Below are 12680 nucleotides of genomic sequence, written 5' to 3'. Positions count from 1 at the left end.
CCGCAACGTCCTTGTCGAACACATGGTGTTGAGCCGCATCAAGGCCATCGCAGAAGCCGCAGCCTTTCGACACGAGGTCGGTGGGATTCTGTTGGGGAGCTATCGTGGCCGCGATCTTCATGTCATCGACGCTTCCGCTCCTCAGAACAGCGACCGTTGGTCCCCGACACGGTTCTGGCGATCTCCAGCCGGTCACCAGGCCTTTGCGGATGCAGCATGGAGACGGTCTGGCGGTCTGGTAACCCATATTGGCGAATGGCATTCCCACCCGGAACTCCGCCCGACCCCCTCGGTGATCGACCGGGCGTCCTGGCTCAAGTCGCGACGTGAGCAGCGACGCCCGCTCGCCTTCCTCATTGTCGGGACCGCCGATGTCTGCGTCTGCGCCGACGCGGAGCTCGGAACGATCCGGGCGCTTGTCCCCATCGACCAAGACGAAATGGGCGTTCTGTTTGGGCATCCCCTGAGCGATCCATCGCGACCTGTGACCGTAAGCTAATGACGAAGGCACGTCTCGATGTTCCCGAAGACTGGATTTCCCGGACGCTGGATCACGCGGTCCAGCGCTATGCGAACCGGACGGGTGAACTATTCTATTTCAGCATGAAGGGTCACCACGAGGCGGTCCGTCACGCTTACGAGGACCTCGGTGGCGAAGGTCAGTGGTGGATCCCCACCCTCAGCAACAATCTGCTCAAGGCCATCGCCCTGACGTTGAACGGCCAGTGGCAGAACGACGTGGTGGAATGGTTGTGCGAAACCCAGGCCTTCGGATCATCAGGTGCCACGGACTTCTCCAAATTCAGGAAAAGCGCGTCGCCGGAAGCGGTCGACAAGCACGTCCGCCGCCTACGGGGATGCGGCCTCTCGACATTCCCGGAATACGCCACGCTCCGGGAACTGCACCTCGTCGCTAATGCGGTGAGGCACGGTCCGGGACGTTCCCTGACCGAACTTTGGGAAGCCCATCCGGAACTGTGGGCACCCGATAGCGAGATCATCCGACTGCGCCCTTGGTACATGCCCGCGAAAGAGCCCTTGTCTCAGTTCATCGTCAGCGAGGCTGACATGAACCGATACAACGATGCGGTTTGCACCTTCTGGAACCGGGTCGCTGAGGCAGCCCTCACGGAGGGTGAAGGATCAGACTGACCTGCGTCAGCGGTCAAAATTAACAGAGTCCGCACCCCAAGATCTCGATACTCGATTTGCTTAGCTACCCGCTCCCGCAAAGCAGACCAGATCGACGACGGCTCAGAGTCACGAGCCGCCATCAAGCCATGAAAAAGCCGCGCGCCCCCAAAGGGCGCGCGGCGAGTTTTCGCTCGATCTGTGCGCTGCGGCTATTCGGCCGCGAACGCATAGGCGTCGTCGTTCGGCGCGGTGCGGGTTTCGTCGTCAGCACCCTCGCCTGCCTCCTGCGCCTCCGCAGGCACACCAGCCTGCGTCCGCAACACCGACGGCAGCCAGCCCCGACCCTCCACTAGCCGTTCCGCCGCCTCGGCCATGTCGCCCTTTCTGAACCCGGCGATCCGGCCCGCTTCCTCCGGATTGACGGCCTCGGTCACCGCCTCCAGCACCCGCGCCTTGGCCACCCGCGAGAAGTAACTGGCCGCCGTCGCCGTCCACGTCCCGGCCATGTCGAGCCCTACAGCCGTCGCCAGCGTCTCGGCCTGCGCCAAGGCGCCGGGCCGCCGGTCGTGCGGATCGCGCACCGCGTAGAGACCGACCCCGGCGCAGCAGGCCATCAGGTCCAACTGCTCCGAAGGCGGCAGCGCGGCCACCACGCCCCAGAGGTCTTCCGGGCGCTCGGGCAGGCGCGCGCCCCACGCCTCGCACCGGTCGCTGACCCGGCGTCCGGCGGGGCCGTCCTCCACCCCCGGCGCCAGCCGCTCCAGCCCGGTCGTCGTCAACCGAAGCTGCAACGGCGTCCAGACGCCGTAGCCCGGATAGAAGACCTGCAGGGCGAGCGCGTGAACCACCGTCGCCAGCGCCGCATTCACATCGGCCTGCACCGCGTCGCGCAGACCCATGGTCTTGTGGGCGGTCAGGTCGATCAGCAGACGATCCGACAAGGCCGAGGGCGCCTCGTCCTCGGCGGCCTCCGCCTCCGAGCCCGGCGAATTGTCCGCACTCTCGTCCGCCGCCTCTTCCTCCTGCCACGGCGACGGCGGATCGGCGGGCACGTCCTCGGCGCGGACCAGTCCGCGCTCGAAGCGGGCGAGGCCGTCGTGACCCAGCGTCACCACGACCCCGGCCCGCGCCCTGGCCTCGCCGGCATAGGCGAAGTCCGGGCCGAAGGCCTGCAAGGCCTTGTCGATCTCCTCCAGCCGGGCGTCCACCTCGGGGGGGAACATTTCCGCCGCGTCGGTTTCAGAGACGAGGCGGTCGTATTCCTCGGACAGGGCCGCGATTTCGGCGACGTCCGCGTCCGACCGTTCGACCGCCACCGGATAGACCCGCCCGAACGCCGAAACGTCGGGGTAGTCCAGACAGGCCTCGGCCCATTTCCAGCCCTCGCGCTCGCGGGCCTCGTCGGCCAGTCCGGTCAGCTTGTCGCCGACCAGCCGGTCCAGCAGGACCACATCCTCCAGCCAGCCGCCGCCGTCCTCGGTGAACAGGTCGCGCAGCACCCCGCCCCCCTCGGCCTCGTAGGCCTCCACGCCGACGAAGCGGACGCGCCGGTCATCGACGCGGACCTTGGCCTCGGTCATGGCGCGGCGGATGGCGTAGGCCGGGGTGTGCGGCCCGATCTGCTCCAGCACCTGCCGTTGCCGCTCGCGGTCCTCGCTGACGCAGAAGGCGGTCAGTTGGTCGAGCGCCAGCGTCCCCTCCCGATAGGCCGTCATCAACTCCGGCGCCGCCGACCCGAGCCGCAGCCGCTGGCGCACCACATGGGCCGACACTCCGAACCGGGCGCCGATCTCTTCGGGTCCGTAGCCCTTCTCGGCGGCGAGCCGCTGGAAGGCCTCGAACTGGTCGGCGGGGTGCATGGCCTCACGGGTCATGTTTTCGTCGAGGCTGATCTCGTGGGCGTCGTTCTCGGCGTCCACGATGACCCGCACCGGATGGGTCCGCTTGATGGCCTTGCGCTTGGCCAGCAGCCGCAGCCCCTGACGGCGCCCTTCGCCGATGGTGACGAGGTAGTTTCCGGTGGGCGCGCCCTCCCCGTCCCGCTCGATCTCGACCACGGGCGGCTGCAACACCCCCTTGGCCTTGATGGAGGCCGCGAAGGCCTCGATGGTCGCCGGGCTGTGCGGCGTCTTCCTCGCATTCTTCGGCGAGGCCTTGAGCCGGTTGAGCGGCACGGTGATCTCCGAGCCGTGCTGCGGCGCGGTCGCTTCGGTCGCGGCGGTTTCGATGGATTGAGCAGTCATGTCTGCCTCCTTTGGGCATGGGTTGCAGGGACGCGAACTGCGCACCTGAAACCCTGCCCGTCGGCGAGACCGGGGTAGCAAGGGCCAGGGCGGACCGGCCGGAGGGGGATCGCCCGGCCTGCACAAGCCGACGACGATGATGAAAATGAACAGCATGACCGCGCGGAAGGTCGGGGAGACCGGCCGGTCCGGCGGCGCAGCCGCTTCACCCTGACCCGCGCGAGGGCGGAGCCCTTAGCCTTCTGGGCGGCGTCCCGGCGTGCGCCTGTGGATGACGACGGCGGGCGCGCGAAGCCGGCTTGACCCCGCTTCGTGTTCTGCGTTTGTTCTTGCCATGCCCCTCCGCAAGACCGTCACCATCGAATGGCAGGACGCCGGCTCCAGCCGCGCCTATTTCGTGCGCCCGGGCAGCCGGTCGCGCCCGTGGATCTGGTTCCGGGACGGCGACGTGCCGGCCTTCGAGGAAACGTCCGCCCGCTTCGTGGTCGAGAAGCGCGGCGGACGCTGGGTCGCGGTCGAACGGGTGGACACCTGACCGCAGGGGTCGCCCATTGACGGCGGACGCCCGCGGGCCGATCAAGGCGGCTCGATTTCAAGGAGACCCGCGATGACCCTCAAGATCGCCGCCGCGGCGGCCGCCTTCCTCGCCCTCAGCGCCGGCGCGGTGCTCGCGGCGGAGGCCTGCGCCTGCTGCAAGGACATGGCCCCCGGCGCCGCCATGGAGTGCTGCGACGAGATGAACGCTCCGGCCCCGGCTCCGGACGCACCCGCCCCGGCTCCGGCGCCCGCTCCCGAAACGCCGCAGAGCGGCGGGCACGCAGGTCACACGCCCGGCTAAGCCGCGGCGTCATCGTCACCCAGGACCGCCATGAACCGTTCTCCGACCATCCTTGACCGCCGGTCCATCCTGAGCGGCCTGTCCCTCGCCGCCTTCGCCGCCCCGGCCCTCGCCGCGCCGCCGAAGCGGATGACCGCCTACAAGACGCCCTGGTGCGGCTGCTGCGGCGGCTGGATCGCCCACATGCGCCAGGCCGGCTGGACCGTCGAGGTCGTCGAGCGCGAAGATCTCGCGCCGACCCGGGCGCAACATGGCGTTCCGGACCGGCTGGCCTCCTGCCACACGGCGGTCGTCGGCCCCTATGCGATCGAGGGCCATGTTCCGGCCGGCGACGTCGACCGGCTGCTCAGCGAACGCCCCGGCGCCCGGGCGCTGAGCGCCCCCGGCATGCCGGCTGGCTCGCCGGGCATGGAAGCCGCCGGGCGCGAACCCTATACGACCGTCCTGATCCTCAACGATGGTTCAACCCGCGTGTTCGGCCGCCACAACGGCGCCTGACGCCCGAGGCGTCGCGGGTGCGTTCCTGTCCGCAGCCGCCAGCCTGACGCGCGACGGGTTGAGCCAGCTCTGCACCGGCCGGTCGAAGCCATAGCGGAACACCGCCGCGGCCGCGAAGGCGCCGATGAAATCGATCGACCACAGCGCCCAGCGAACCCCCGACGACAGGGCGTCCTGGCCCAGGGCGTCGAGCAGGCCGAACCAAACGATACGGGTGACCTCATTGGTCAGGAACATCGAGAACGACATCAGGGCCAGATGTTCGATCAGGCGTGACGGCCTGCGCACCGATACGGCCCCGGCGGCCCAGATGATCACGGTCATCAGGCCCAGCGACAACAGGCTGAAGGCGCCGAAGGCCTGAAGGATGACAAGCGCGATGGCGGCGCCGACCCCGATCGCGCCGGCCAGACGGGATGCGACATAGACGCGTGAACCGTAGAAGGCCGCCGCGACCCCGAGCAGGAACAGCGGCAAGGCGCGCAGGACGCCGTAGCGCATCGGCAGGCGGTAGATCGGATCGCCGAGCCACAGCGAGGCCGCGAGGTCGGCGCCGACGACCAGCAGCGTCGCGCCGATCACCACGGCGATCGGCGGCCAGCGCCACAGGGCCCGGCAGATCCAGGGCAGCAGGAGGTAGCAGGCAATCAGGGCCGAGAGCGTCCAGGTCGGGGCGTTCCACCCCTGCCCGCCCGGCACGCCCCAGGCCTGGAGCAGCAGCACCTGGGCCGGCAGCTGCGACCAGTCGAACCAGCGCGGGTTGCTGGGCGCGATCCCCGCCAGAGCCGCGCCGCCGACGAGGACGACGAGGATAAGGCTGACGACGAGGTGGGCCGAAATGACCCGCAGCAGCCGCTGGCGCGCATAGGCGCGCAGCGACGCCTGACCGGCGGCGAGCCGGTCGCCGTAGATGCGCGCCAGGACGTAACCGGAGTCGATGATGAAGAAGTCGGTGAGCAGATAGCCGCGGTCGATCACCGGATGCAGCTGGGGCAGCGGGACCGGCGAGGCCTCGCGGAAATGGTAGAGGATGATCAGCGCCCCGACGATGAAGCGGAGCGCGTCGAGCCAGCCGCCGCGGGCGATGCGCGGTGGGCGGGACTTCATCGGCGCGGCGTCGCTGCGGACCATGGGCGCAGCCTAGTCCGCAACGGGGCAAGGAATGGTTATCAGCGCGGGCCGCTCACTTCGCCACCGACCCGGGCTTTGGCCCCGGCCGTGTGATCATGGGCGTAGCCGCCGTCGTCACTCAGGCTTCTTCCCCCGCTCTCGTTTCGGCCCGGGAGTCGCGGAGGATGTCGACGCCGCCCTTCACGGCGATGCCGGCCACGATTAGGCCCACGACCAGATCCGGCCAGGACTGATCCAGCCACAGGACCAGGCCACCCGCGATCAGGATGCCGCCGTTGGAGGCGAAATCGTTGAAGCTGAAGGTCTCGGCGGCCTTCATGTTCACATCCTCGCTGCGTTGGCGCCGGATCAGTTCCAGGCACACCAGGTTCACGATGGCGGCGACCACCGCCATGCCCATCATCGTCCAGCCTATGGGCTCCGTCCCCATCAGCGTTCGTCTCAGCACGTCCAGCAGGACGCCCGCAGCGAAGATCAGCAGCAGGATTCCGGAGGCCCGGGCGGCGCGGGTCTTCCAGATCAGGGCGCGGCCCACCGCCAGAAAGCTGATGAGGTAGACGGCGGAGTCAGACGCATTGTCCAGGGCATTGGCCAGCAGAGCGCTGGAATCGGCGAGCAAGCCGCCGATCCCGAGCCCTACAAACAGGGCGGCGTTGAGGATCAACACCACCAGCAGGGTGCGGCGCTGGACGCCTTCCGTCTCGTCTCGTTCGCTCATCAATCCTCGATCCCTTCCGCCTTGCGATGCTTCACCGCCTTGGCGGCGAAGGTGGGCAACACCAGCAGTGTCAACGCAGTCGCCGTCAAAAGGCCCCCGATGACCACTGTGGCCAATGGTTTCTGGACCTCGGCCCCGGCCCCGTGGGCGATGGCCATGGGAATAAAGCCCACGATGGCCACCAGGGCGGTGGTCAGAACCGCCCGCAGGCGGCTGGACGCCCCTTCGATCGCGGCCTCACGCGGCGCCAGGCCCGCCGTCAGCCGCTCGCGGATGGCCTGCATCAGCACCAGGCCATTCAGGGTCGCCACCCCCGAGACGGCGATGAAGCCGACCGCCGCCGAGACGGAGAAGGGCATGCCGCGCAAGAGCAGCGCCAGGGCCCCGCCGACCAAGGCGAGCGGGACGCAGGCGAACACCAGACCGGCTTCAGCGAATGAGCCGAGGGCCATGAAAAGCAGGACCCCGATGAGGATGAATACGATCGGAACCACGAGGCCCAGACGCTGTTCGGCGCGCTTGAGATTCTCGAACTGACCGCCCCAATCGAGCCGGACGCCCGGCGGAAGATCGATCCGCTCCACCCGCGTCTGCGCATCCGTGACGAAACCGCCGAGATCCCGGCCGCGGACGTTGGCCTGCACCACCATGCGCCGACTGCCGTTGTCGCGGCTGATCTGGTTGGGCCCCTCGGCGGTCTGGATGCGCGCCACCGAGGACAGGGGCACCACCACGCCGCTCGAGGAGACGATCGGCAGGGCGGCCAGGCTGGTTGGATCGTTGCGGGTCGCCTCGGGCAGACGGACGACAACGTCGAAGCGCCGATCCCCTTCGAAGATGCGTCCAGCCTCTGTTCCGCCGATGGCGGTGGAGACCGCCTCCGAGACGTCCGCCGCCGACAGGCCGTAGTTGGCCGCCGCGAAGCGGTCGACGCTGACCGTCAGCGTCGGCAACCCCGACGCCTGTTCCACTCGAACGTCGGCGGAACCCGGTGTTTCCTCCAATGCGCGAGCCACCTGCTCGCCGACCCTCTGCAGGGTGTCGAAGTCGTCGCCGTAGACCAGCACCGCCAAATCGGTCCGGACGCCGGAGATCAGTTCGTTGAAGCGCAGTTCGATCGGCTGGCTGAACTCGAAATTATTGCCGATCTGCTGACTAACCGCCTCCTCAATGCGCTCGATGAGCGCCTCCTTTTCGAGGCCCGGGTCTGGCCAGTCGCCTCGGTCCTTGAGGATGATCACGCTGTCGGAGATGTTACGCGGCATGGGATCGACGGCGGCCTCCGCCGTGCCGGTGCGCGAGAACACCGTCTCCACCTCGGGCTGGGCCTTGACGACCCGCTCGAGGGCCATCTGCATAGCCAAGGACTGGTCCAGCGAAGCGGACGGCACCCGCAGGGCCTGCATGGCGATATCGCCCTCATCGAGGGTGGGAATGAACTCCCGGCCGAGGGTGGCGAAGGCCAGACTGCCGACGACCAAGGCGCCCAGGGCCGAGGCGAGCACGACACGGGGCTTGTCTACGGCGGCGCTGATCGCGGGTTGGATCCAGCGGCGGGCGAAGCGCAGGACGCAGGTTTCGTGCTCCTGCACGCGGTCGTTGGCGTCGAGGTGGGCGCTTTTCGGGTCGCGTACCAGCAGCGCAGTCATGGCCGGGACGAAGGTGAAGGAGAAGATGAAGGCGCCGACCAGGGCGAGCATGACGGTCGCCCCCATGGGAATGAAGGTCTTACCCTCCACGCCCTCGAGCATCAGCAGGGGGGTGAAGACCAGCAGAATGATCAGCTGGCCGAAGGCGGCCGGCTTCACCATCTGCCGGGCCGCGGCCATGGCGACGTCCAGTCGTTCGTGACGGCTGAGCATGCGGCCCAATTCCGCGCGCCGCCGGGTCATCATCAGCAGGGTATTCTCCACCACCACCACCGCCCCGTCGACCATCAGGCCGAAGTCGAGGGCGCCGAGGCTCATCAGGTTTCCGCTGATGCCGAAGCGGTTCATGCCGATGACGGCGAACAGGAAGCTGATCGGGATCATCAGGGCGGTGATGCTCGCCGCCCGCAGGTTCCCCAGCAGCAGGAACAGCACGACGATGACGAGCAGGGCGCCTTCGGTCAGATTGCGCGCCACCGTGCCGATGGTGGAGTTCACCAGGGCGCTTCGGTCGAGCACGGTCATCGCCTCGATCCCGGGGGGCAGGGTCTCGCGCACCTCCTCGAGGCGCTCTCCGGCGGCCTGGGCCACGGTGCGGCTGTTGCCGCCGGCGATCATCAAGGCCGTGCCGAGCACCGACTCGTGGCCATCGCGGCTCGCGCCGCCCAGCCGCGGAGCTTGCCCGACCTCGACCGTCGCCACATCGGCGACGCGCACCACCAGGCCGCCCCGGTTGACGACCGGGGCCTGGGCAAGATCCTCGACGGTGGAGGCCAGGGCGTCGGTCCGGACGGTCAGCGCCTCGCCGCCGCGCTGGACGTAGCCGGCTCCGGCCTGGGTGTTGGCCCGCTCCAGGGCCGTGACGAGGTCGCCCAGCCCCAGCCCATACGCTGACAGGCGGGCGGCGTCGGGGCGGACGGCGTATTCCTTCACATAGCCGCCGATGGTGTCGACGCCGGCGAGCCCGGGCGTCGTCCGCATCTGCGGCGCGACGATCCAGTCCTGAACAGTGCGCAGGTAGGTGGCGCGCGCCTCGGGCGTGGTCAACCGCTCCCCCTCGGGGGTCAGGTAGACGCCGCCTGGCTGCCAGCCGGGTTGTCCCGGCCGGGCGAGGTTGCGGCTGTTGAACGGCAGATAGTCCACGGTCCACATCAGGACCTCGCCGAGGCCGGTGGTGATCGGCGCCAATGCCGGCTCCACGCCCTCGGGCATGCTTTCGCGCGCCTGGGCGAGGCGTTCGGCCACCTGCTGGCGCGCGAAATAGATGTCCGTCTGGTCGGTGAAGATGACCGTGATCTGGCTGAAGCCGTTGCGGCTCAACGAGCGAGTGCTGGTCAGTCCGGGAATGCCGGCCATGGCCGTCTCGAGCGGATAGGTGACCTGCCGCTCGATCTGTTCCGGCGCGAGCGCCGGGGCGACGGTGGTGATCTGGACCTGCCGGTTGGTGATGTCCGGAACGGCGTCGATCGGCAGCTTGGTCAGTTCGAACAGACCGAGCGCGGCGACCAGCGCGGTCGCCAACACAACGAACCAGCGGAAGCGCACCGAGGCTTCAATGATGGATTTGAACATGCCGCGCCTCAGTCGTCATCGCCGGCCTCGCCCTTGGCGAGTTCGGCTTTCAAGAGAAAGGCGTTGGCGGCGGCGATGCGTTCACCCTCGTCGAGGCCGCGCAGGATCTCCGTGCGCCCTCCCGCCTGACGACCGGCCAGCACCGGGACGGCCCGGAAGCCGCCCTGGACCTGAACGAACACGACCGTCGCGCCTTCGATGGTCTGCACGGCTTCGCTGGGGACCGTCAGGCCGCCGGGGACGGCATCGCCCGTAACGATGGCGCCGGTGACGGCGGATCCCGTCGGCGGCAGCGACACGCCCGACGGCCGGGCGCGAATGATCGTCGCGCCGCTCTCGGCGCCGGCGCCGGGCGCCACGCCGGTGACGACGGCTTCGAATTCCCCGTTGGGCCCGGTCGCCCTCAGGCGCGATCCGGCGCGGACCTGGGCGGCCAGAGCCGGCGGCGCGTTGAAGACCAGTTCAATCCGCGCGGGGTTGGTGACCTCGGCGACGACGCCGCCCTGGGGGACAAAGCCTCCGGGGCCGACCTGCACCGAGGTGACGACGCCCGAAATCGGGCTGGTCACGCTCAGCCGTCCCGAAGCGTTTGGCGATCCGGCCGCCGAAGCCCTGGCGCGGGCGGCGCGCGCCGACGCCTCGGCGCTGAGCGACTGGGCTCGGGAGGTCTCCACCTCCTGCCGGGCCACCACGCCCTGGTCGGCCAGGTTGCGATCGCGGTGATAGGCCTGGCGCGCGGCTTCGGCCTGCGCCACCGCCGCGTCGGCGTCGGCGCGGAAGGTCGCGGCGTCGCCGCTGACCAATGTGGCGAGGGCCTGACCGGCGCGCACGGACTGCCCCGGCGCGACGAGCACGCGCTCGACCCGGCCGCCGACCGAGGCGGCCACGGCGGCGCGCGCATCGACCATGGGCTCGACGCGTCCCGCCAGCCGGGTCTCTGACCCGCCGCCGGCGCCGACGGCGACCACGGCGATGCCGGCGGCGCGGATCTGTTCGGCCGTGAGCGCCACGACGCCTTCGGGGGCCTCGGCGCCCTCGCCTTCCGCGTGCCCCTCCTCTTCCGCGTGACCGGCCTCGCCCTCGGCGGCCGGCCGCGCGTCGCGATTGAGAGCCAGGAACAGCCCGCCGCCTCCGAGCAGGACGACGGCGGCGACGCCGCCAATGAGCAGCGTTCTGTTGGATTGCGGCTTGCGCATTATTGGACCCCTCCGAAGGGTGCGCGCGCTTGCAGGCGCGCGAGATCGATTTCGGCGCGGACGCGCGCCAGGCGGGCGTCGACGGCGGCGTTGCGGGCGGTGATGAGGGCGGCGCGGGTTCCGCGCAGCTCCAGTTGCGAGATGCGGCCGGCCTCGAAGCCGATCCGGGACAGGCGATAGGCTTCCTCGGATGAGGTCACGCCGGCGTCGGCGGCCGCGACGCGGCTCACCGAGGCGTTCAGCCGGGCGACCGCGGCCTGACCGTCGGCCTCGGCCTCCTGGCGCGCGCCGGCCAGGCGGGCGTCCGCGGCGCGGAACTCGGCCTGGGCCGCGTCGATATTGCCGCGGTTCCGGTCGAACAGGGGCAGCGGCATGCTGATGCCGAAGGTCAGCGCTGTCGCATCCTCGGCTTCGTAACGCCGAACGCCGACGCTGGCGCTGACATCGGGCCGCGCGCGCACTCGCTCGACGGCGATCCGCCGTTCGGCCGCTTCGCGTTCGGCCTCGGCGACGCGAACGGCCGGCGCCCCGGGAGCGGCTTCGATGGCCGTCCGGGTCGGCGCGTCGTCCAGCAGGCTGTCGACGATCGAGGTGACCGGCGCGGGCAGCATCGCGACAGCCGTCAGGCGGGCGAACGCCGCGTCCCGCTCGGCCTGCGCCTCGTCACGGGTCGCGCGGGCCGCCGCCGCCTCGCTCTCGGCCTGGATGCCGCGCAGCATGGGCTCGCGTCCCTCCTCCACGAGCACCAGGGCGGCGCGGGCGTCCGCGATGGTCAGGCTGAGCGCCTCCTCGGCCAGGGCGAAGCGCCGCTCGGCGGCTTCCGCTTCGGCGTAGGCGAGTGCGAGCCGTCCGGCGGCGTCGACGACCGCCTGATCGCGACGCAGCGAAGCCGTTCCGGCCTCCGCCCGCGCCACCTCGACCCGGGCGCCGCGCCGGCCCCACAGTTCGAGGTCCTGGGTGAGCGAGAGCGTGGTCTCGGCGTTGTCGTAGCCGGAAAAGGGACCGCTGCCGAAGGCGTTCTCCGCCTCGAGGGCGGCGGTCGGGTTGGGCCGCACGCGCGCCTGGCGCACCCGGGCCTCGGCCGCTTCGAGCAAGGCGTCGGCCTCGGCCGCGGAGGGGCTGGCCCCTATGCGCTCAAGCAGGGTCCGGAAGGATGGCGCGGGATCGGCCCAGGCCGGGCCGGTCAAGGCGGTCGTCAGGGCGACCACAGCGCAGCCGACCGCGAAAGGCGGCAAGCGGCGAATAGGGGATGGCATGTCTCATGTCCCGGAAGGTTGACGTGAAGGGCGCGCGCGAACGCGAGGTCACGTCAGGTTCTGGGCGGGCGCATGGGACCGGCGGGCATCCGGGAGGCCGGCGCCTGATCGAGCGATGGCGCCAAGGGCGCGCGATCGAGGGCCATCGACCTCATGTCGTCAATCGCCGGCGGCGCGGTAATGCCGCAATGGTGGCAATGGCCGTGGGCGCAGGCGACCTGACCTGCTGCGTCCTTGCGTTCGCCGTGACCTGTATCGGACACAGCGACGACGTCCGACGCGGCCAGGCCTTGCAAGCTTCCGGTCTCGGGTGCGCAGGCGAAGGCGTCGGCTGCGGAAACCAGGACGAACAGGGCCAGGAACGACGCGAGCAGCGCCGCCATCCACCCATGCCTAGTCGAGGGAAACCCCATGCCGTCCCATAACACGGTGCGCCGCGACATCA

12 protein-coding genes are annotated in these 12680 nt (G+C 69.9%); 5 read left to right on the top strand and 7 right to left on the bottom strand.

Going from position 1 to position 12680, the window contains the following annotated elements; genetic code table 11:
* The first annotated feature begins 22 nt into the window (after positions 1 to 22).
* The gene (locus BVE01S_RS17445) at positions 23 to 499 is read left to right on the top strand and encodes a Mov34/MPN/PAD-1 family protein (protein ID WP_081602746.1); all 477 of its coding nucleotides are present in this window, start codon (positions 23 to 25) and stop codon (positions 497 to 499) included.
* Positions 499 to 1152 carry a hypothetical protein gene (locus BVE01S_RS16995; RefSeq protein WP_054765674.1) on the top strand — a complete coding sequence of 218 codons (654 nt, stop codon included), beginning with the start codon at positions 499 to 501 and terminating at the stop codon, positions 1150 to 1152. The genes BVE01S_RS17445 and BVE01S_RS16995 overlap by 1 nt, the downstream gene beginning before the upstream one ends.
* Before the next feature lie 191 nt (positions 1153 to 1343).
* On the opposite strand, the gene BVE01S_RS04685 is transcribed toward BVE01S_RS16995, so the two are convergent.
* Positions 1344 to 3377 (bottom strand): ParB/RepB/Spo0J family partition protein, encoded by a 2034-nt coding sequence (locus BVE01S_RS04685; protein WP_066624858.1) that lies wholly within the window; start codon positions 3375 to 3377, stop codon positions 1344 to 1346.
* A gap of 334 nt (positions 3378 to 3711) precedes the next feature.
* On the opposite strand from BVE01S_RS04685, the gene BVE01S_RS04680 reads away from it, so the two are divergent.
* The 3 genes from BVE01S_RS04680 to BVE01S_RS04670 all read left to right on the top strand — a co-directional run bounded on the left by BVE01S_RS04680 (position 3712) and on the right by BVE01S_RS04670 (position 4713).
* Entirely contained in the window at positions 3712 to 3912 is a 201-nt protein-coding gene (locus tag BVE01S_RS04680; protein ID WP_066550996.1) for a hypothetical protein, read from the top strand.
* Positions 3913 to 3984: 72 nt separating this feature from the next.
* On the top strand, positions 3985 to 4215 hold the full coding sequence (locus BVE01S_RS04675; protein WP_054765671.1) for a hypothetical protein: 231 nt from the start codon (positions 3985 to 3987) through the stop codon (positions 4213 to 4215).
* A 30-nt stretch (positions 4216 to 4245) separates the two neighbouring features.
* Entirely contained in the window at positions 4246 to 4713 is a 468-nt protein-coding gene (locus tag BVE01S_RS04670; RefSeq protein WP_054765670.1) for a DUF411 domain-containing protein, read from the top strand.
* Here BVE01S_RS04670 and BVE01S_RS04665 read toward each other — a convergent pair.
* The 6 genes from BVE01S_RS04665 to BVE01S_RS04640 all read right to left on the bottom strand — a co-directional run bounded on the left by BVE01S_RS04665 (position 4678) and on the right by BVE01S_RS04640 (position 12618).
* On the bottom strand, positions 4678 to 5844 hold the full coding sequence (locus BVE01S_RS04665) for an acyltransferase family protein (protein WP_066624854.1): 1167 nt from the start codon (positions 5842 to 5844) through the stop codon (positions 4678 to 4680). The genes BVE01S_RS04670 and BVE01S_RS04665 overlap by 36 nt on opposite strands.
* Positions 5845 to 5962: 118 nt before the next feature.
* Positions 5963 to 6562, bottom strand: a complete 600-nt coding sequence (locus BVE01S_RS04660; protein ID WP_054765668.1) for a cation efflux transmembrane domain-containing protein — start codon at positions 6560 to 6562, stop codon at positions 5963 to 5965.
* A complete protein-coding gene (locus BVE01S_RS04655) occupies positions 6562 to 9783 on the bottom strand; it encodes an efflux RND transporter permease subunit (RefSeq protein WP_066624851.1) in 3222 nt (1073 codons plus the stop codon). Before BVE01S_RS04655 ends, BVE01S_RS04660 begins: the two co-directional genes overlap by 1 nt.
* 8 nt (positions 9784 to 9791) lie before the next feature.
* On the bottom strand, positions 9792 to 10979 hold the full coding sequence (locus BVE01S_RS04650) for an efflux RND transporter periplasmic adaptor subunit (RefSeq protein ID WP_066624849.1): 1188 nt from the start codon (positions 10977 to 10979) through the stop codon (positions 9792 to 9794).
* The gene (locus BVE01S_RS04645) at positions 10979 to 12235 is read right to left on the bottom strand and encodes a TolC family protein (protein ID WP_054765665.1); all 1257 of its coding nucleotides are present in this window, start codon (positions 12233 to 12235) and stop codon (positions 10979 to 10981) included. The genes BVE01S_RS04650 and BVE01S_RS04645 overlap by 1 nt, the downstream gene beginning before the upstream one ends.
* A gap of 53 nt (positions 12236 to 12288) precedes the next feature.
* A complete protein-coding gene (locus BVE01S_RS04640; RefSeq protein ID WP_066624846.1) occupies positions 12289 to 12618 on the bottom strand; it encodes a hypothetical protein in 330 nt (109 codons plus the stop codon).
* Positions 12619 to 12680 lie beyond the last annotated feature (62 nt).

It is taken from the genome of Brevundimonas vesicularis NBRC 12165, from assembly GCF_001592205.1.
Taxonomy (GTDB): domain Bacteria; phylum Pseudomonadota; class Alphaproteobacteria; order Caulobacterales; family Caulobacteraceae; genus Brevundimonas; species Brevundimonas vesicularis.
Note: the sequence above shows the minus strand (reverse complement) of the source record. Positions and strands in the feature narration are given on the sequence as shown.

Bases quoted from the DNA above. Each gene is read 5' to 3' on its own strand.
- BVE01S_RS17445 (WP_081602746.1), top strand. From the start codon at position 23: ATGGTGTTGAGCCGCATCAAGGCCATCGCAGAAGCCGCAGCCTTTCGA.
- BVE01S_RS16995 (WP_054765674.1), top strand. From the start codon at position 499: ATGACGAAGGCACGTCTCGATGTTCCCGAAGACTGGATTTCCCGGACG.
- BVE01S_RS04685 (WP_066624858.1), bottom strand. From the start codon at position 3,377: ATGACTGCTCAATCCATCGAAACCGCCGCGACCGAAGCGACCGCGCCG.
- BVE01S_RS04680 (WP_066550996.1), top strand. From the start codon at position 3,712: ATGCCCCTCCGCAAGACCGTCACCATCGAATGGCAGGACGCCGGCTCC.
- BVE01S_RS04675 (WP_054765671.1), top strand. From the start codon at position 3,985: ATGACCCTCAAGATCGCCGCCGCGGCGGCCGCCTTCCTCGCCCTCAGC.
- BVE01S_RS04670 (WP_054765670.1), top strand. From the start codon at position 4,246: ATGAACCGTTCTCCGACCATCCTTGACCGCCGGTCCATCCTGAGCGGC.
- BVE01S_RS04665 (WP_066624854.1), bottom strand. From the start codon at position 5,844: ATGGTCCGCAGCGACGCCGCGCCGATGAAGTCCCGCCCACCGCGCATC.
- BVE01S_RS04660 (WP_054765668.1), bottom strand. From the start codon at position 6,562: ATGAGCGAACGAGACGAGACGGAAGGCGTCCAGCGCCGCACCCTGCTG.
- BVE01S_RS04655 (WP_066624851.1), bottom strand. From the start codon at position 9,783: ATGTTCAAATCCATCATTGAAGCCTCGGTGCGCTTCCGCTGGTTCGTT.
- BVE01S_RS04650 (WP_066624849.1), bottom strand. From the start codon at position 10,979: ATGCGCAAGCCGCAATCCAACAGAACGCTGCTCATTGGCGGCGTCGCC.
- BVE01S_RS04645 (WP_054765665.1), bottom strand. From the start codon at position 12,235: ATGCCATCCCCTATTCGCCGCTTGCCGCCTTTCGCGGTCGGCTGCGCT.
- BVE01S_RS04640 (WP_066624846.1), bottom strand. From the start codon at position 12,618: ATGGCGGCGCTGCTCGCGTCGTTCCTGGCCCTGTTCGTCCTGGTTTCC.